The 18,337-nt window shown below is 71.2% G+C and carries 16 protein-coding genes and 1 pseudogene; 8 read left to right on the top strand and 9 right to left on the bottom strand.

Translation table 11 applies throughout. The annotated features are described in order from the left end of the window. Positions 1 to 126: 126 nt before the first annotated feature. Entirely contained in the window at positions 127 to 1,623 is a 1,497-nt protein-coding gene (locus ACFZDK_RS38775) for an amino acid permease (protein WP_390979607.1), read from the top strand. Between the two features lie 72 nt (positions 1,624 to 1,695). Beyond that, positions 1,696 to 3,138 (top strand): glycosyltransferase family 39 protein, encoded by a 1,443-nt coding sequence (locus ACFZDK_RS38780; protein ID WP_390979609.1) that lies wholly within the window; start codon positions 1,696 to 1,698, stop codon positions 3,136 to 3,138. Between the two features lie 27 nt (positions 3,139 to 3,165). On the opposite strand, the gene ACFZDK_RS38785 is transcribed toward ACFZDK_RS38780, so the two are convergent. After that, positions 3,166 to 3,537 (bottom strand): NTP pyrophosphohydrolase, encoded by a 372-nt coding sequence (locus tag ACFZDK_RS38785; protein ID WP_390979611.1) that lies wholly within the window; start codon positions 3,535 to 3,537, stop codon positions 3,166 to 3,168. Positions 3,538 to 3,601: 64 nt separating this feature from the next. Between ACFZDK_RS38785 and ACFZDK_RS38790 the strand changes: the two genes are divergently transcribed. Next, positions 3,602 to 4,618 carry a hypothetical protein gene (locus tag ACFZDK_RS38790; protein WP_390979613.1) on the top strand — a complete coding sequence of 339 codons (1,017 nt, stop codon included), beginning with the start codon at positions 3,602 to 3,604 and terminating at the stop codon, positions 4,616 to 4,618. 33 nt (positions 4,619 to 4,651) lie between these two features. Here the strand turns inward: ACFZDK_RS38790 and ACFZDK_RS38795 are convergent, their stop codons facing one another. Continuing rightward, positions 4,652 to 5,704 carry an LCP family protein gene (locus tag ACFZDK_RS38795; protein WP_390979615.1) on the bottom strand — a complete coding sequence of 351 codons (1,053 nt, stop codon included), beginning with the start codon at positions 5,702 to 5,704 and terminating at the stop codon, positions 4,652 to 4,654. A 210-nt stretch (positions 5,705 to 5,914) separates the two neighbouring features. On the opposite strand from ACFZDK_RS38795, the gene ACFZDK_RS38800 reads away from it, so the two are divergent. Then, a complete protein-coding gene (locus ACFZDK_RS38800; protein WP_390979617.1) occupies positions 5,915 to 6,442 on the top strand; it encodes a CDP-glycerol glycerophosphotransferase family protein in 528 nt (175 codons plus the stop codon). Between the two features lie 66 nt (positions 6,443 to 6,508). Here the strand turns inward: ACFZDK_RS38800 and ACFZDK_RS38805 are convergent, their stop codons facing one another. After that, complete coding sequence (locus ACFZDK_RS38805; protein WP_390979619.1) at positions 6,509 to 8,638, bottom strand: 3-hydroxyacyl-CoA dehydrogenase NAD-binding domain-containing protein; 2,130 nt, start codon at positions 8,636 to 8,638, stop codon at positions 6,509 to 6,511. Then, entirely contained in the window at positions 8,635 to 9,852 is a 1,218-nt protein-coding gene (locus ACFZDK_RS38810) for an acetyl-CoA C-acyltransferase (protein ID WP_390979621.1), read from the bottom strand. Before ACFZDK_RS38810 ends, ACFZDK_RS38805 begins: the two co-directional genes overlap by 4 nt. 268 nt (positions 9,853 to 10,120) lie before the next feature. Between ACFZDK_RS38810 and ACFZDK_RS38815 the strand changes: the two are divergent. Then, positions 10,121 to 10,377, top strand: a pseudogene (locus ACFZDK_RS38815) (carbohydrate ABC transporter permease); the annotation flags it as partial. Here ACFZDK_RS38815 and ACFZDK_RS38820 read toward each other — a convergent pair. Further along, the gene (locus ACFZDK_RS38820) at positions 10,344 to 11,597 is read right to left on the bottom strand and encodes a hypothetical protein (RefSeq protein WP_390979623.1); all 1,254 of its coding nucleotides are present in this window, start codon (positions 11,595 to 11,597) and stop codon (positions 10,344 to 10,346) included. The pseudogene ACFZDK_RS38815 and the gene ACFZDK_RS38820 sit on opposite strands and share 34 nt — an antisense overlap. A 368-nt stretch (positions 11,598 to 11,965) precedes the next feature. Between ACFZDK_RS38820 and ACFZDK_RS38825 the strand changes: the two genes are divergently transcribed. Continuing rightward, positions 11,966 to 12,652 carry a TetR family transcriptional regulator gene (locus ACFZDK_RS38825; RefSeq protein ID WP_390979625.1) on the top strand — a complete coding sequence of 229 codons (687 nt, stop codon included), beginning with the start codon at positions 11,966 to 11,968 and terminating at the stop codon, positions 12,650 to 12,652. A 13-nt stretch (positions 12,653 to 12,665) separates the two neighbouring features. Here the strand turns inward: ACFZDK_RS38825 and ACFZDK_RS38830 are convergent, their stop codons facing one another. The 3 genes from ACFZDK_RS38830 to ACFZDK_RS38840 all read right to left on the bottom strand — a co-directional run bounded on the left by ACFZDK_RS38830 (position 12,666) and on the right by ACFZDK_RS38840 (position 15,809). Further along, entirely contained in the window at positions 12,666 to 13,946 is a 1,281-nt protein-coding gene (locus ACFZDK_RS38830; protein ID WP_390979627.1) for an HRDC domain-containing protein, read from the bottom strand. Positions 13,947 to 14,171: 225 nt separating this feature from the next. Next, positions 14,172 to 14,834 (bottom strand): response regulator transcription factor, encoded by a 663-nt coding sequence (locus ACFZDK_RS38835; RefSeq protein ID WP_123973178.1) that lies wholly within the window; start codon positions 14,832 to 14,834, stop codon positions 14,172 to 14,174. Between the two features lie 297 nt (positions 14,835 to 15,131). After that, a complete protein-coding gene (locus tag ACFZDK_RS38840; RefSeq protein WP_390979630.1) occupies positions 15,132 to 15,809 on the bottom strand; it encodes a DUF3000 family protein in 678 nt (225 codons plus the stop codon). Between the two features lie 120 nt (positions 15,810 to 15,929). Here ACFZDK_RS38840 and hemE point away from each other — a divergent pair, with 120 nt between their 5' ends. Then, entirely contained in the window at positions 15,930 to 16,997 is a 1,068-nt protein-coding gene (gene hemE, locus ACFZDK_RS38845) for a uroporphyrinogen decarboxylase (protein ID WP_390979632.1), read from the top strand. A gap of 19 nt (positions 16,998 to 17,016) precedes the next feature. Here hemE and ACFZDK_RS38850 read toward each other — a convergent pair whose 3' ends face one another. Then, positions 17,017 to 17,841, bottom strand: coding sequence for a rhomboid family intramembrane serine protease (locus ACFZDK_RS38850; RefSeq protein WP_390979634.1), 825 nt, complete (start codon positions 17,839 to 17,841; stop codon positions 17,017 to 17,019). Between the two features lie 120 nt (positions 17,842 to 17,961). Between ACFZDK_RS38850 and ACFZDK_RS38855 the strand changes: the two genes are divergently transcribed. Further along, positions 17,962 to 18,264 carry a hypothetical protein gene (locus ACFZDK_RS38855; protein WP_390979636.1) on the top strand — a complete coding sequence of 101 codons (303 nt, stop codon included), beginning with the start codon at positions 17,962 to 17,964 and terminating at the stop codon, positions 18,262 to 18,264. Positions 18,265 to 18,337: the final 73 nt, after the last annotated feature.

The following is an 18,337-nucleotide window of genomic DNA, read 5'->3' on the forward strand; positions in this document are numbered from 1 at the left end:
GGGTCGGTCTCGCTCACCCCTCCGGTGGCGAAACCGACCCATCTGCGTGAACCTGCCCTTGCCGGGGCATACGCATCCCCGGCCCTCTCGATCATGTCGAGGACGACAAACGTGGGAGGTAGGCACGTGAGCAGTACGCTCTTCAGGACCAAGAACGTCGAACAGTCCATCAAGGACACCGAGGAACCGGAACACGCGCTAAGGAAGTCGCTGTCGGCCCTGGACCTCACGGTCTTCGGCGTCGGCGTCATCATCGGCACCGGCATCTTCGTCCTGACCGGCACGGCCGCGAAGAACACCGCGGGACCCGCCGTCGCCCTCTCCTTCGTGGTGGCCGGCGTCGTCTGCGGACTCGCCGCGCTGTGCTACGCCGAGTTCGCCTCCACCGTCCCGGTGGCCGGCTCCGCCTACACGTTCTCGTACGCCTCGCTCGGCGAGTTCCCCGCGTGGATCATCGGCTGGGACCTGGTGCTGGAGCTGGCGCTCGGCACGGCGGTGGTCGCCGTCGGCTGGTCGGGATACATCCACTCGCTCCTCGACAACGCCGGCTGGCATCTGCCCGCGTACCTCAGCGGCCGCGACGGCGCCCACGGCTTCGGCTTCGACATCCTCGCCGCCGCCCTGGTCCTCGTCCTCACCGCGATCCTCGTCGTCGGCATGAAGCTCTCCGCCCGGGTCACCTCGGTCGTCGTCGCCATCAAGGTCGCCGTCGTCCTGGTCGTCATCATCGCGGGCGCCTTCTTCATCCACAGCGGAAACTACAGCCCCTTCGTCCCGCCCAAGGAGCCCGTCGCGGCCGGCGGCAACCTCAAGGCGCCACTGATCCAGCTGATGTTCGGCTGGGCCCCCTCCAACTTCGGTGTGATGGGCATCTTCACCGCCGCGTCGGTCGTCTTCTTCGCCTTCATCGGCTTCGACGTGGTCGCCACCGCCGCCGAGGAGACCCGCAACCCCCAGCGGGACGTGCCGCGCGGCATCATCGGCTCCCTGATCATCTGCACCGTGCTCTACGTCGCCGTGGCCATCGTGGTGACCGGCATGCAGAAGTACACCGAGCTGTCCGTGGACGCCCCGCTCGCCGACGCGTTCAAGGCCACCGGGCACCCCTGGTTCGCGGGCCTGATCAGCTTCGGCGCCGCCGTCGGCCTGACCACGGTCTGCATGATCCTGCTCCTCGGCCAGTCCCGGGTGTTCTTCGCGATGAGCCGGGACGGGCTGCTGCCCAGGTTCTTCTCGCACACCCACCCGAGGTTCCGCACCCCGTACCGGCCGACCATCCTGCTGGGTGTCGTCATCGCGATCGTCGCCGGCTTCACCAGTCTCAGCGAACTTGCCGAACTGGTGAACATCGGCACGCTCTTCGCCTTCATCGTGGTCGCGATCAGCGTGATCATCCTGCGCAACACCCGCCCCGACCTGCCGCGCTCCTTCCGCACCCCGTGGGTGCCGGTGCTGCCGATCGTGTCCGTGCTGGCCTCGCTGTGGCTGATGCTCAACCTGCCCGCCGAGACCTGGCTGCGGTTCGCCATCTGGATGGTCATCGGCTTCGTCGTCTACTTCCTCTACGGCCGCTCGCACAGCCGTCTCGCCGGACAGGAGCGGACGCCGGTGGACGCTCCGTAAACACCAGGCTCGCCACTCCGGCCCCGTATGTCCCGTCCGGGTGGGACTGCGGGGCCGGATAGCGTGCTCTCCATGCTTGTCGCGCCCCTCGCCCCGCCACGGTCCGTAGTCGCAGGGAAGGGGTACTGGGCGCGGCTGCTGCCGCTGCTCGCGCTGCTGGCCTGTGTGACCCGGGTGCCGTCCTTCCTGCGCCCGCTGTGGAACCCGGACGAGGGCTATCTCGCCGTACAGGCCCGCATGCTGGCGCGGGGCGGACAGCTGTACGAGACGGTGGTGGACCGCAAGCCGCCGCTGCTGCCCTGGCTGTACGAGGGGGTGTTCGCGGTCTTCGGGTCCGGGTCGCTCACCCCGGTCCGGGTGCTCGCGGTGCTCGCGCAGCTGGCCACCGCGGTGCTGCTGGCCTCGATCGCCCGGCGCCGCTGGGGCGACCGCGCGGGCCGCAGCGCCGGGGTGCTGTATCTGCTGGTCTCGGTGGGGCTCAACCCGGAGGACGCGCAGGCGGCCACCTTCGAGGTGTTCATACTGCCCTGCACGGCGGCCGCGATGTGGTGCGCCGACCGCCGCCGCTGGGGCGCCGCCGGAGCCGCCGTCGCCTGCGCCTTCCTCACCAAACAGACCGGCGGCGCGGTGCTGCTGCCGGTGGCCTTCCTGCTGCACCGGCACGGCGTCCCCGGCCGCGCGCTGCTGCGGCTGGCCGCCGGAGTCGTCCTGCCCGTGCTCGGCGTGGTCCTGGTCACCGACCCGGCCGGTTTCGCCTTCTGGACGGTCACCGGCTCCGGCGCCTACGCCTCCTTCACCGGCTCCGAACTCCATGTCCTGGCCCGGGCGTTGACCAACACCGCGATCCTCGCCGCGGCCTGCGCCGGTCTGCTGCGGCCGATCGCGCGCGCCCTGCGGATCGCCCGCACCGGCGCCGCCGACCTGTGGCTGTGGCTGGCCGCGTCGGGGGTCGCCGTCACCCTCGGCTTCCACTTCTTCGGCCACTACTTCCTGCAACTCACCCCGCCCGTCGCGCTGTTGGCCACGGCCGCGCTGCAGATCCTGCCGCGGGAGCGGACCTCCGCCGCCGTCCTCACCTCGGCCTGCGCCTGCGTCCTGTTCCTGACCTGGGGATTCCTCGCCCCCCGCCCCGAACTCGCGCACGCCCAGCGGCTCGCGGTCACCCTCGACCGCCGTACCGCGCCCGGCGACCCGGTCCTGGTGTGGGGCATACACCCGGAGACGTACTGGCTCGCCGACCGCACCCCCGCCACCCGCTACCTCACCGCCGGTCTCCTCACCAACTTCAGCGGCGGCCGGGACGGCCCCCAGGTCGGTGAGAAGTACGCCGTCGAGGGCAGCTGGCCGGTCTTCCGCGCGGAACTGGCCGACCGGGCCCCGGCCCTGGTGATCGACGACTCCCGGGGCAAGCGGTACGGCCCCGACCGCGTCCCCAGCCTGCGCCGCTTCCTCGCCGCACGGTACGAGCAGGTGGGCGAGGTGGACGGAGCGGTGCTGTACGCACGGGTGCCCTGAGCGTCGGTGGCCGTCCGGCGGCGGGTCCTAGCCCAGCACCGAGCGCGGCCCGATCACCTCGGCGCCCAGTTCCGTCACCCGGCGCCGCAGTTCGCGGTCGGCGGTGACGACGAGACGGGGGCGGCCGGGGTCGTCGGCGGCCAGCTCCACGATGCGGTCGTCGCCGCTGCCGGGCGCCGACTCCACCCGTACCCCGGGCACCGACTCCACTCCACGGGCCGCGCCTTCCACGACGAGCACCAGTTCCACCGGGGTCGGACGGCCGGGCAGCCCCTGCTCGGCCAGCCGGTCGCGCAGCCTCTCCGCGGCTCCCTTGCGGTCCCGCCACCAGCCGTCCGGCCGGGATCCGACGACGTTCGCGCCGTCGACGATCACCAGCAGGGGAGCTTCGTCTTCCATGCCTCCAGCCTCGCATGCCCGGGGCCGGGCCACTGCCCCGAACGGCCCGGCTTAGAGTGAAGCGGTGAACGGCGACTGGCTCCTCCGCGGCCGTGACGGCCGGCTCAGTGTCTATCTGCCGTCGGGCGACACCGTGCTGTGCCGGGCCGAGCGCGGCCCCGGCAGCCCCTGGGGCACTCCCCGGCAAGTGGGCGGCGACCAGCGGCTGCTCCCCGGCTTCTCGGTGGGGCAGGGGGCCGACGGGTACGCCCACCTGGTCGCCTGGCGGCCCACCGTGGACGGCGAGTCGGGGCTCGTCCACTCCACGCACTTCCGGCCGCACCTGGCCGCCCTGGACTGGAAGCCGATCGGCCACCCGAGCAAGAAGGGCCAGGTGACCGGCGCCCCGGCCGTCGCCGTGGACGCGCAGGGCCGGGCCCATGTCTTCGTCCGCAACCGGGGGCGCGGGGTGAGCATGGTCGCGCAGAAGGAGAAGGGCGGCTGGGACCCCTGGCGGGATCTGAAGGGGCGGCTGGTCGAGGACGGGCTGGCGGCGGTGACGGGCGAGTCCGGGCGGGTGGAGCTGTACGCGGCCGTCCCCGGCGGGATCGTGTACTGGCGTCAGGAGGCGGCGGGCAAGCCGCCGGTGCTGCAGGAGGCACTCGAGTCCCCGGTCCGCCCGGGCACCCTCGCCGCCCTCGCCACCTCGGCCGAGAGCACGACCGTCTACTACACCGACGAGTCCGGCGACCTGTGCGCCTGGCGGCCGGGCGGCAAGCCGTACACCCTGCTGCCCTCCGCCGGGCCGGGCCCGGTCGCGGCGGTCCGCTGCGAACTCGACGGGTACGACTGCACCCTGCTCGCCCAGCGCTCGGCGAGCGGCCGGGTGGCCTTCGCCGCGTATCCGACGCAGGACGAGCGGGCCGGCGCCTGGTGGACCGAGTCCGGACCGCAGCTCCCGGCGGACGCGACGGTCGCCCTGACCACGGACGGGGACGACCGGGTGACCGCGGCGACCCGCGCGCCGTCCACCGGCCAGATCCTGCTGGCCCGCCGCAAGGACGAGCCGGGGCTGGCGCTGGAGGCCTGGCGCGAGGTCTGATGTGCCCGGCTCCGGCTCCTGCCTGATGTGCCGTCAGCTTCCGCCGGTGGCCGGGGACTTCTTGGCCGACTCCGGGATCGTGGAGTCGGTGCGGATCGCCTTCCAGAGCGTCGACGCCTGCGGTTCGGCGGCCACCACGCGGTTCGGGTCGACCTTGTCGTACGCCACCGGGAGCATGATCGTCTCCATGGTGGACGGGTTGACGCCGTTCAGGCTGCGGCCGAACTCCGCGAGCTTGGTGAGCGAGGCGAGGTCGGAGTCGGTGGTGAGGGCCGCGGTGAGCTTGTCGGCGATCTTGTACGCCTTGACCGGGCTGCCCAGCAGGTCCTGCTTCTGGATCTCCGCGAGCAGGGCGATCAGGAACTGCTGCTGGAGGCCTATCCGGCCGAGGTCGCTGCCGTCGCCGATGCCGTGCCGGGTGCGGACGAACTGCAGGGACTGGGTGCCGTCCAGCTTGTGGGTGCCCTTGGTGATGTTCAGACCGCTGGAGGAGTCGTGGATGTCCTGGTCGACGGTGACGGTCACCCCGCCGATCGCGTCCACCAGGTCCTTGAAGCCGGCGAAGTCCACCTCGACGTAGTGGTCCATGCGGACCCCGGAGATCTGCTCCACCGTCTTGACGACACAGGCCGGGCCGACCTGGGAGTAGATGGAGTTGAACATCACACGCTTCGCCGAGGCCACCTCGGTGCCGTCCGCCTTGGTGCACTTCGGGCGGGTCACCAGGGTGTCGCGGGGGATGCTGATCGCGACGGCCTTCTTGCGGCCCTCGGGTATGTGCATCACCAGCGCGGTGTCCGAACGGGCGCCGGAGACCTTGGTGTCATCCAGCTTCGCGTTGGCGCCCGCCCGTGAGTCCGAGCCCAGGATCAGGACGTTCTGGCCGGAGGTGGGCAGCTTCTCCGGGCGGTCGTCGCCGATCGCCCGGTCGATGTCGACGCCCTTGATGTTGCCGTCGACGTCGCTGTAGAGCCAGTAACCGGTACCGGCTCCGGCGACGACCAGAACAGCCAGGGCGAGCAGGATCCAGCGGCCGGTCCGGCGCTTGCCGGTGCGCTGGCGCTTGGGCGTCGGGACATGGCTCATCCTGCTTCGAATCCTCAAAGGTCGTGCCCCGGCGGGGCGGTGCAGTGGGTGAGGACTCGGGTGGGGGGTGGCCGGTCCCGGTGGTGGTGCTGCCCGGTCGAAACCGTACGGGCAAACCGTACAAGGGGCAGACGACCGCACGATCATGCCCAACCGGTGATGTATTTGTAAACAACAGCCAAAGAAATAGTATGCCTCGACCACTTCGGCGTGGACCTGGAGTTCTTCCCGCACTACGAGATCCGCCCCTACCTGCACACCTTCCGGTTCTCCTCGCCGTCCATCCAGGTCGCCGACCCGCACACCCGCAATGTGCAGCAGGCGATGAAGGAGTGCTCGCTGATGGTCACCGACTACTCGTCGGTGTTCTTCGACGTGGCCTACATGGGCATCCCGCTGGTCTACGTCCCCTTCGACGAGGAGGACTTCTACGGGCGGCACTACAAGCGCGGCTACTTCAACCTCGCCGAGGACGGCTTCGGCCCGGTCTGCCGCACCGTCGACCAGGCCGTCGACGAGATCATCGACGCCATCGCCCGCGACTTCACCGTGCGGCCCGAACACCGCGCCCGGGTGGCGGAGTTCTTCGTCCACCGCGGCGGCGGCAACTGCGAACGCGTCTTCGACGCCATCGACGCCCTCGGCACCGCCTCCGCCGCCGAACTGGCCCCGCCCGGCCCCGTCGGCGCCCTCCCGGCACCCCGGCCCGCCGACCCGGAGTGGGTCGGCGCGGCCTGACCTCCTCGCGGGCATGCGAAAGGGGGCCTCCGCGTTGCCGCGGAGGCCCCCTTCACTTTGTGGCCGTTACGCCGGGACCGATGCCACGCCCGGGGCCAGGAACTTCTTGCCGTTCACGCGCTCGGAGACACCCTCGCGGTCCAGGTACGGCGTGATGCCGCCCAGGTGGAAGGGCCAGCCGGCGCCCGTGATCAGGCAGAGGTCGATGTCCTGCGCCTCGGCGACGACACCCTCGTCGAGCATGAGCCCGATCTCCTGGGCGACGGCGTCCAGGACGCGGTCCCGGACCTGCTCCTCGGAGAGGACCACGTCGCCCTGCTTGAGCAGCGCGGCGACCTCGGGGTCCAGCTCCGGCTTCCCGCTGTCGTACACGTAGAAGCCGCGCTTGCCCGCCTTGACGACGGCCGCGAGGTTCGGGGAGACGGTGAAGCGGTCCGGGAAGGCCCGGTTGAGGGTCTCCGAGACGTGCAGGCCGATCGCCGGGCCGACCAGCTCCAGCAGGACCAGCGGGGACATCGGCAGGCCCAGGGGCTCCACCGCCTTCTCCGCGACCTCGACCGGGGTGCCCTCGTCGATGACGTTCTGGATCTCGCCCATGAAGCGGGTGAGGATGCGGTTCACGACGAACGCCGGAGCGTCCTTCACCAGGACCGCGGTCTTCTTCAGCTTCTTGGCGACGGCGAAGGCGGTGGCCAGCGACGCGTCGTCGGTCTGCTCGCCGCGCACGATCTCCAGGAGCGGGAGGATCGCGACCGGGTTGAAGAAGTGGAAGCCCACGACCCGCTCGGGGTTCTTGAGCTTCGACGCCATCTCCGTCACCGACAGCGAGGAGGTGTTGGTGGCGAGGATCGCGTGCGCCGGGGCGACCGCCTCGACCTCCGCGAACACCTGCTGCTTGACGCCGATCTCCTCGAACACGGCCTCGATGATGAAGTCAGCGTCGGAGAAGCCCTCGGCCTTGTCCAGCACACCGGTGACCAGGGCCTTGAGGCGGTTGGCCTTGTCCTGGTTGATACGGCCCTTGCCGAGCAGCTTGTCGATCTCGGCGTGGACGTAGCCCACACCCTTGTCGACGCGCTCCTGGTCGATGTCGGTCAGCACGACCGGCACCTCGAGGCGGCGCAGGAAGAGCAGCGCGAGCTGCGAGGCCATGAGGCCCGCGCCCACGACGCCCACCTTGGTGACCGGACGCGCCAGGTTCTTGTCGGGCGCACCCGCCGGACGCTTGCCGCGCTTCTGCACCAGGTTGAACGCGTAGATGCCGGCGCGCAGTTCACCGCCCATGATCAGGTCCGCGAGCGCCAGGTCCTCGGCGTCGTAGCCCTGCTGCAGGTCGCCGTTCTTGGCCGCGGCGATGATGTCCAGGGCGCGGTAGGCGGCCGGGGCGGCGCCGTGCACCTTGGAGTCCGCGATGAACCGGCCCTTGGCGACGGCCTGGTCCCAGGCCTCGCCGCGGTCGATCACCGGGCGCTCGACCTCGATGTCGCCCTTCAGCACCTGGGCGGTCCAGATCAGCGACTGCTCCAGGAAGTCGGCGCCCTCGAAGAGAGCGTCGGCGATGCCGAGGTCGAAGACCTGCTGGCCCTTGAGCTGCTTGTTCTGGTTGAGGCTGTTCTCGATGATCACCGAGACGGCCTTGTCGGCGCCGATCAGGTTCGGGAGGAGGGCGCAACCGCCCCAGCCGGGAACCAGGCCGAGGAAGACCTCGGGGAGCGAGAACGCCGGGATGGCCTTGGAGACGGTCCGGTACGTGCAGTGCAGACCGACCTCGACGCCACCGCCCATGGCGGCACCGTTGTAGTACGCGAAGGTCGGCACCGCGAGGCTCGCGAGGCGCTTGAAGACCTCGTGGCCGCCCTTGCCGATGGCCAGCGCGTGCTCGTGCTCCTTGAGGAGCTCGACGCCCTTGAGGTCGGCGCCGACCGCGAAGATGAACGGCTTGCCAGTGATGCCGACACCGACGATCGTGCCCTCGGCGGCCTCCTTCTCCACCTGGTCGATGGCGGTGTTGAGGTTCGCCAGCGAGGCCGGGCCGAAGGTGGTCGGCTTGGTGTGGTCCAGCCCGTTGTCCAGGGTGATCAGCGCGAAGCGGCCGGCCCCGGACGGCAGGTCGAAGTGGCGTACGTGCGCGGACGTCACGACCTCGTCGGGGAACAGGTCCGAGGCCTGCTTCAGAAGCTCGGCGGTGGTGCTCACTTGTCCCCCTCGAAGTGCGGGTTCTCCCAGATGACCGTCGCGCCCATGCCGAAGCCGACGCACATGGTGGTCAGGCCGTAGCGGACGTTCGGCTGCTCCTCGAACTGGCGGGCCAGCTGCGTCATCAGACGCACACCCGAGGAGGCCAGCGGGTGACCGAAGGCGATCGCGCCGCCGTACTGGTTGACGCGCTCGTCGTCGTCCGCGATGCCGTAGTGCTCCAGGAAGGCCAGCACCTGCACGGCGAAGGCCTCGTTGATCTCGAAGAGACCGATGTCGGAGATGCTGAGCCCCGCCTGGGCGAGCGCCTTCTCCGTGGCCGGGATCGGGCCGTAGCCCATGACCTCCGGCTCCACACCCGCGAAGGAGTACGCCACGAGACGCATCTTCACCGGCAGGTTGTTCTCGCGGGCGAAGTCCTCGGAGGCGATCAGCGAGGCGGTCGCACCGTCGTTCAGACCGGCCGCGTTACCGGCGGTGACCCGCCCGTGGACGCGGAACGGCGTCTTGAGACCCGACAGGTTCTCCAGGGTGGTCCCCGGCCGCATCGGCTCGTCGGCCGTCACGAGACCCCAACCGGTCTCGCCGCCCTCCGGGTTGGTCCGGCGCACCGAGATCGGCACCAGATCGGCCTGGATCTTGCCGTTGGCGTACGCCTTGGCGGCCTTCTCCTGGGAGCGGACCGCGTACTCGTCCGCGCGCTGCTTGGTGATCGTCGGGTAGCGGTCGTGCAGGTTCTCCGCGGTCATGCCCATGAACAGCGCCGACTCGTCGACCAGCTTCTCGCTGACGAACCGCGGGTTCGGGTCCACGCCCTCACCCATGGGGTGGCGGCCCATGTGCTCGACACCGCCGGCGATGGCGACGTCGTACGCGCCGAAGGCGACGGAACCGGCGACCGTGGTGACGGCGGTCAGGGCGCCCGCGCACATCCGGTCGATGGAGTAGCCCGGCACGGACTGCGGCAGACCCGCGAGGATCCCCGCGGTACGGCCGATGGTCAGACCCTGGTCACCGATCTGCGTGGTCGCGGCGATGGCGACCTCGTCGATGTTCTTGGTGTCCAGACCGGGGTTGCGGCGCAGCAGCTCCCGGATCGCCTTCACGACGAGGTCGTCGGCACGGGTCTCGTGGTAGATGCCCTTCGGGCCCGCCTTGCCGAACGGGGTACGGACGCCGTCGACGAAGACGACATCCCTGACGGTACGAGGCACGATTGGCTCTCCTCCAGGGTGCGGGATGGCACTGCTGCATGCGCTGAGCGCGCGCTCAGGGCCCATGCTACTTATGAGTAACGTGACTGCCCAGTCCCGACGGCGGGAGCGGCGAAGGTCACATTGAAGCCGACGGTCAGGGAGCGCCCCTTCAGGGGCGCGGGGCGTAATCGATATGCGGCTCCGCCGCGTGGGCGCGAGCGACCCACCACAACCCGCACCCCCGCCACGACCGTCACCGAGGCGGCGCCGTGGACCCTCCCGCTTCCTGGAACCGGCGATCGCGACCGTCGTCATCGTGAAGGGCATAGCCGTCTACAACGACTTCTGCATCCCGTTCCTCTACATGCCGTCACAAGATCTTGGCGTGATCTCGACGTCACTGTTCCGGTTCAGGGGCCCGTACGAGCGCACGGGGAGATCATCTCGGCGGGAGCGATCCTGGTCATCCTGCCGCCCCTGATCGTCTTCCTCTGCCTGCAGCGCTTCATCTACAACGGCTTCATGCGCGGAGCGACGAGGTGAGGGAGCTGCCGTCCGCGCTCCAGCGCACGGATCGCCCGGTAGTCCTGTTCGACGGCCGACGGCTCGCTGCCGCAGAGCACGGCCTCGGCGGGCACCCGGCCGGCGGGCGTACGGACCTCGCCCACCGCGACCACGGTGGGCAGGGACCGCAGGACGGCGTCCGTCCACGGCGTGCTCGCGGCCCGCGGACACATCCGCACCCGGACGAGGTGCTGTCCGCCCGGAGCGGGCACCGGCCGGGAGGACGGGGAAGGGATCCAGGTCTCCAGCGCCTCGGCGGCACGGTCGTGGCCGGTCGCCGCCCGCAGCGCCTCGTCGGCGGGTGTCACGACGGGCGCCGCGAGCGCGCACACCAGCAGCGGTCCGTCCTCGGCGCGGTCGTCGTCGCCGTACACGAACCGGGTGGTGGCCGGTCCGCACAGCACGCCGAGCGCGTCGAGCACCCGCACCGTGGCGGCCGAGAGCGTCCGGGACAGCGCGCTGCCGGGAGCGAGCAGGTCGGCGCGGTCCAGCCGGCCGTGCCGGGTGCGGACGTCCGCCCACAGGTCGGTGACGACGTGCTCGGGCCGCCCCCGCGGGCCCGGACGGGTGGCGGAGTTGACCGTGTACTGGCGGCGGGAGGGCCGCTCGCTCAGGACCAGATGCGGGCTGCCGCACTGCCGTGCCGCCGCGCTGCGCATCGCGGGCCAGGCGGTGCCGATCTGGAGTGCGTTCGCGCACTCCACCGGGGCGACCGGGGTTCCGGTGACCGCCGGGGCGAGCAGGTAGCCGGGCCGGGGGAGGGCCCGTGCCCAGGCCAGGGCGTCGGCCAGACTCGTCGTGCGGATGCTCCGCAGGGCGGGGATCCCCACCCGGCACAGCAGGGCCGCCTGAGCGCCGCGGTCGTAGCGCAGCGGCGAGGACGCCGGATCGGCTCCGGGAAGCCCGAGCTGCCAGGCGATCCGCTCGGCCGTCTCGATGCCGCCGGCGCTGCCCGCGACGACGGCCGAAACCCCGAGCGCCCGCAGCGCCTTGACGGTCTGTCGAACTCCCCGGTGCACGACCGCGCCGGTGTGCCCGGCGGACCCTGCCGAGGGCGGGTACGTCCACGGTCGCGGACGGGGCTCCGGGACGACCGCCACGGTCCGCCAGCCGTGCCGGGCGAACACCCGCGGATAGGGGCCTTCGCCGTCGTACGGGGCGACCACCGCCGCGATGCCGGTGACGCAGGGATGGGTCATGGCGTGCGGGCTCCCAGGCGGAGGGGTGCCACCCCGGCTTGTTGGGACCGATCGGTCTCTTCTGCTGTTCCCTGTGACGACCGCACCTCCCCCGGGCGTGCGGTAGCCGGACAGACGACCGTCTGCGGCAGAAGGGACCGACCAGTCTGTTCTGACGGCGTCAAGTCTGGAACCCCGGCAGTGCGACGTCAAGTGATCCTCGATCACAGTGATGCGGGAGTGGTGCCCACCGGTCGCTTCGGAGCGCACTCCGGAATGAGGCAGGTAACGACTGATGTCCGATACAGTGCCTTACCAATGCCCGGTCGCGGGGGCCGGTAGGATCGGCGACCCGATCACCGTGTACGCGGCCTCGAAGGCGAGAGCGAATGAGCAACCCGCGCAGGCCGCGACGTCAGCAGCAGCGCGCCATCAACACCCGGCAGCGCATCCTCGACACCGCGGGCGCGCTCTTCGTGTCGGACAGCTATGAGGGGACCTCGGTCAGCGACCTCATCACGGCCGCGCGGACCAGCAAGGGTGCCTTCTACCGGCATTTCCCCGGGGGAAAGGTCGACGTGGCGTCGGCCATCATGGAAGACACGCTGACCATGGACGGGCTGCGGAAGCAGCGGCTGATGCTCCAGGAAGTGGTCGACATCGGCATGATCCTGGCCCACCGGATCTCCCGCGAGAAAGCCCTTCAGGCCGCGTTGATGCTGTCGTTCCACAGCAACGCGCCGGAGACCTACGGCACTCCCTGGCCGGACTGGATCGCGTTCAACACCGGGCAGTTGACGGAAGCCCGGCAGCGGGGCGAGCTCCGGTCCTTCGTCGAGCCCGAGGAACAGGCCTACCAACTCGCGGGGGACTGGGCCGGGGTGGTGCTCATCTCCCACACCGTCGACCGGCACCTGGGGAACGTCGAAACCAGGGTGTCGCGCATGTACCGCAATCTGCTGACGGCGATCGCGGTCCCGGAGCTGCTGCCGGAGATCGACTTCTCGGTGCGGCGGGGCGAGCACCTGTACACCGCGTACCTCGAAGGCGCCCCCGATCCGGAGGCACCGGAGTGAGAGGACGCCGAGGCTAGGCGGACAACGCCGTCACCAGCACCGCCGTCACCTGCTCGACCTGCCACGGCCGGGCGCCGTACCCCACCAGCGCGGCCCCCACGCTCTCCGCGTCCACCGCCTTCGGCGGCTCCCAGCAGAGCCGCCGCACGGTGTCCGGGGTGATCAGGTTCTCCTGCGGCATGTTGAGCTGCTCGGCCAGCGCCGACACCGCGGCCCGCGCCGCGGACAGCCGGGCCGCGGCGGCCGGATCCTTGTCGGCCCAGGCGCGGGGCGGCGGCGGACCCGTCACCGGCTGCCCCGGCTGCGGCAGCGCGGCGTCCGGCAGCGCCTTGGCCCGGTCCACGGCCGCCTGCCACTGCTCCAGCTGCCGGCGCCCCATCCGGTGTCCGTACCCGTTCAGCGCGGCGAGGGCGTGCACGTTCGCCGGCAGGCCCAGCGCCGCCTCCACGATCGCCGCGTCGCTGAGCACCTTGCCCGGCGACACGTCCCGCTTCTGCGCGATCCGGTCCCGGGTCTCCCACAGCTCGCGCACCACGCCCAGCTGCCGGCGCCGCCGCACCTTGTGCATCCCCGACGTCCGGCGCCAGGGGTCCTTCCGCGGCTCGGCCGGCGGCGCGGCCGCGATCGCGTCGAACTCCTGCCGCGCCCACTCCAGCTTGCCCTGCCGGTCCAGCTCCTTCTCCAGGGCGTCCCGCAGGTCGACGAGGAGCTCGACGTCCAGGGCCGCGTACCGCAGCCAGGGCTCGGGCAGCGGCCGGGTCGACCAGTCGACGGCGGAGTGGCCCTTCTCCAGGACGAACCCGAGGACGCTCTCGACCATCGCGCCGAGCCCGACCCGGGGGAACCCGGCGAGCCGGCCGGCCAGCTCGGTGTCGAAGAGGCTGCTGGGCACCATGCCTATCTCACGCAGACAGGGCAGGTCCTGGGTGGCCGCGTGCAGCACCCACTCGACGCCGGCCAGGGCTTCGCCGAGGCCGGAGAGGTCGGGGCAGGCGACGGGGTCGATCAGCGCGGTCCCGGCGCCCTCGCGGCGCAGCTGGACGAGGTAGGCGCGCTGTCCGTAGCGGTAGCCGGACGCGCGCTCGGCGTCGACGGCGACGGGGCCGGAGCCGGCGGCGAACGCGGCGATCACGCGGGCGAGGGCGGCCTCGTCGGCGACCACGGGCGGAATGCCCTCGCGGGGCTCCAGCAAGGGGATCGGCGCCTCCGTCACAGAAGACCCGGCGTCGTCCGGAGGGGTACCCCCGGTGGTGCGCAGTGAACTGTCTGCTGCGGTGTCTTGGGCGTCGGTCACATGTCAAGGGTATCCGTGTGTGGACGGCGCCCGTCGACGGAACGTTCCGTCGACGGGCGCCGGAGGGTCGTAAACCAGTCAGCTCGGTGAAAGATCAGGTCCACGAACGGGGGACCGTGGGCTGAGACGTGAGGGGGGACGGGCTGCCGATCCTGTTCACGTCGATGAACGTTCGACGGGTCGGTGTGCGGTGGGTCGGTGTGCGGTGGGTCGGTGTGCGGCGGGTCAGTGGATGATGCCGGTGCGCAGGGCCACGGCGACCATCCCGGCGCGGTCGCCCGTGCCGAGCTTGCGGGCGATGCGGGCGAGGTGGCTCTTGACGGTGAGGGCGGACAGGCCCATCGAGACGCCGATCGCCTTGTTCGACTGGCCCTCCGCGACCAGTCGGAGCACCTCGACCTCACGGCCGGAGAGCTCGCGGTAGCCGCCCGGGTGGCTCGGGGCACCCGGGGGGCGGCGGTGCATACGGGCGGCGGCGGAACCGATGGGGGCGGCACCCGGTCGGGTGGGGAGCCCGATGTTGGTGCGGGTGCCGGTGACGACGTAGCCCTTGACCCCGCCCGCCAGGGCGTTGCGCACGGCGCCGATGTCGTCGGCGGCGGACAGCGCCAGGCCGTTGGGCCAGCCCGCCGCCCGGGTCTCGGACAGGAGGGTGAGGCCGGAGCCGTCGGGGAGGTGGACGTCGGCGACGCAGATGTCGCGGGGGTTGCCGATGCGGGGACGAGCCTCCGCGATGGACGAGGCTTCGATGACATCGCGCACGCCGAGCGCCCACAGGTGGCGGGTGACGGTGGAGCGGACGCGCGGGTCGGCCACGACCACCATGGCGGTGGGCTTGTTCGGGCGGTAGGCGACCAGGCTTGCGGGCTGCTCGAGGAGAACGGACACCAGGCCTCCTGGGGTGGGGGACGGGGGGCCGGCTTGTGGGGATGAAGCCGGGACGAACCGTGCTTTCAAGGTCACAGTCGTCTTCGGCATCAAACCTGTCCGCCTTTAGAGAATGATCACGATCTGGTGAGTAACAATACGTGCAATTCGGACACGCGATCGATCATCCGAAGATCGAATCGGTTCGGGCCGTTGCCGTACGGGACAGAAAGTGGCCGTATCGACAAAGAGATGGTCAATGAAGGGTGAGTCGACGGGACCCGGGTGGACGGGTCCCGATGACATGGTGGTGCGGGGTCAGCGAGCCTGCGGGTCGCGGCGCTGGGGCAGCGTGACCACCGAGGCGTCTCCGGGGGCGGCCGGCGGCAGGCCGGCGACCTGCGCCAGCAGGTCGCACCAGGAGGCGAGGTGTGCTGCCGTGTCCGGGACGCCGGTGCGCCCCTCCCGGGGCGTCCAGGAGGCCCGGATCTCGATCTGCGAGGCGGCGGGGCGCTCGGACAGCCCGCCGAAGTAGTGCGAACTCGCGCGCGTGACGGTCCCGCTCGGCTCCCCGTACGACAGACCGCGCGCCTGGAACGCCCCGGTCAGCCACGACCAGCAGACCTCCGGCAGCAGCGGGTCGGCCGCCATCTCCGGCTCCAGCTCCGCACGCACCAGCGTCACCAGCCGGAACGTGCCGCGCCAGGCGTCGTGCCCGGCCGGGTCGTGCAGCAGCACCAGACGCCCGTCGGCGAGATCCTGGTCGCCGTCGACCACCGCGGCCTCCAGGGCGTACGCGAACGGGGCGAGCCGCTGCGGTGCGGGCGTCGGCTCCACCTCGACCTGCGGCCGCAGGCGCGCCCCGCGCAGTGCGTCCACCGCCGCGCGGAAGGCCGGCGGCGCCGTACTCCCCGTATGCCCTTCCTCGTCCCCGTTCTCCTTCCCTTCGCCCGTCCCGCCAGCGCCGTCCGACAGTCGTCCCTGAGCCGCAGCCATGCGGGGAAGAGTAAGGGGAACGACGCCTTCGCGCAGGGAGAGACACCACCTAAGGCCGCACCTGGGGCGGCACACAGGGCGCGGCCACGCGTGCTCCGGGGGCGTGCGAGACTTGCCGTCGTGAGTGCGAACGGAAGCCCCACGGGCCAGCAGCCGACAGCGACGTACGACAGCGCCTTCCTCAAGGCGTGCAGGCGTGAACCCGTGCCGCACACCCCCGTGTGGTTCATGCGCCAGGCCGGGCGCTCGCTGCCGGAGTACCTCAAGGTGCGCGAGGGCATCCCGATGCTGGAGTCCTGCACGCGGCCCGAGCTGGTCACCGAGATCACACTCCAGCCGGTCCGCCGGCACAACGTGGACGCGGCGATCTACTACAGCGACATCGTCGTCCCGCTCAAGGCCATCGGCGTCGACCTCGACATCAAGCCCGGCGTCGGCCCGGTCGTCGCACACCCGATCCGCACCCGCGCCGACCTCGCCCAGCTCCGTGACCTCACCCCCGAGGACGTCTCCTACGTCACCGAGGCGATCGGCCTGCTCACCCAGGAGCTGGGTCCGACCCCGCTGATCGGCTTCGCCGGCGCCCCGTTCACCCTCGCGAGCTACCTCATCGAGGGCGGCCCCTCGCGCACGTACGAGAACGCCAAGGCGATGATGTACGGCGACCCCGAACTCTGGGCCGACCTCCTCGGCCGCCTCGCCGACATCACGGCCGCGTTCCTCAAGGTGCAGATCGAGGCCGGCGCCTCGGCAGTCCAGCTCTTCGACTCCTGGGCAGGTGCGCTCGCCCCCGCCGACTACCGCCGCTCGGTGCTGCCCGCCTCCGCGAAGATCTTCGACGCGGTCTCCGGGTACGGCGTCCCCCGCATCCACTTCGGCGTCGGCACCGGCGAACTGCTCAAGCTCATGGGCGAGGCCGGTGCGGACGTGGTCGGCGTCGACTATCGCGTTCCGCTCGACGAGGCCGCCCGCCGCATCGGCCCCGGCAAGGCGCTGCAGGGCAACCTCGACCCGACGGTCCTGTTCGCCGGCAAGGACGTGGTGGAGACCAAGGCGCGCGAGGTGCTCGACGCGGCCGCGGGCCTCGAGGGCCACATCTTCAACCTCGGGCACGGCGTGATGCCGTCCACCGACCCGGACGCGCTCACCCGGCTGGTCGAGTTCGTCCACACGGAGTCCGCCCGCTGAGCAGTTCCCTGAGCAGTCCTCACCAGCTGTGCCGGGGCCGGGCCCGCCTGCCGAACAGCAGGCCGCGCGGTTCCGGCGGCGGGGGCGTGCCCGCCTTGAGCGGCCAGGCGAGCAGCATGCCCGCGAGGAAGCCGACGACATGCGCCGCGTACGCCACGGTGCCGGCGTCGGAGACGCCCTCGCCCGACGAGTACACCGCCTGCAGCACGAACCAGAACCCCAGCACCAGCCAGGCCGGCAGCCGCAGCGGCAGGAAGATCAGGAACGGGACCAGCACCCAGACCCTGGCCCTCGGGTAGAGGACGAGATAGGCGCCCAGGACGCCGGCGATCGCGCCGGACGCGCCGATCAGCGGGTCGCCCGAGGTGTCGTTGAGGAGCGCGAAGCCGTAGCCGGCCGCGTAGCCGCAGACGACGTAGAAGAGGAAGAACCGGACGTGGCCCATCCGGTCCTCGACGTTGTTGCCGAAGATCAGCAGGAACAGCATGTTGCCCAGCAGGTGCAGCCAGCTGCCGTGCAGGAACATCGCCGTGAAGACGGACAGCGGCGGCGACTTGTCGTAGGCCGGCGGGCCGACCACGCAGCCGGGGCCGCCGCGGCCGATGCCCACCTGGCCCGTGGGGACCACCTGGGGCAGCTGATGGTGGATCAGCTCCTTGGGGACCGCCGCGTAGTGGTCCAGGAAGGCCTGCAGATGGCACAGCTGCGCCAGGTCGCTGCCGCCCGCCACGGAACCGGCTATGCCGGGCGTGAAGAGGAACACGAGGATGTTCGCGGCGATCAGCGCGTACGTCACATACGGCGTGCGTCGCACCGGGTTCACGTCATGGACGGGGATGACCACAGGGAAGTAGTGCCCAGGGAATCACCGGCCGAAGCGGGTGGCGTTCATGTGAACGTCGGCCCGGTTGGGTGCGTATGTCTCTGGGAACGACTGAGGTTCAGGCGACGTGAGGAACAGGCGATGAACGAGCGGGTTACCCCTCAGGCACTCCCTCCCATGCAGGCCATGCCCGACGGCGAGGCGGAGATCTCCCTGGTCGTGCGGCTTCCCTGGGAGGACGTGGCGCGGCTCGGTCAGGAGGCGGGGCGGCTGGCCGCGCAGATGCAGCGGCCGGTGACGCTGGACGAGGCGGTGAGCAATCGGTTGCGGTCGACCCGGCCGGCGGCGGCGCATGCCCGTCCCGGGGCGGAGCAGCCCGCTGCTGCGGCCGCGCCGGGTGGGGCGGGGGTTACTTCGTTGCCGCGGATCAGTGGGACGGCTTAGGACGCGTTGCGGGGTGCGGGGTGCGGGGTGCGGGGTGCGGGTGGAGTGTGGCTGGTCGCGCCCACGCGGCGGT

The sequence above is a fragment of the Streptomyces sp. NPDC007901 genome (assembly GCF_042959465.1).
Taxonomy (GTDB): Bacteria; Actinomycetota; Actinomycetes; order Streptomycetales; family Streptomycetaceae; genus Streptomyces.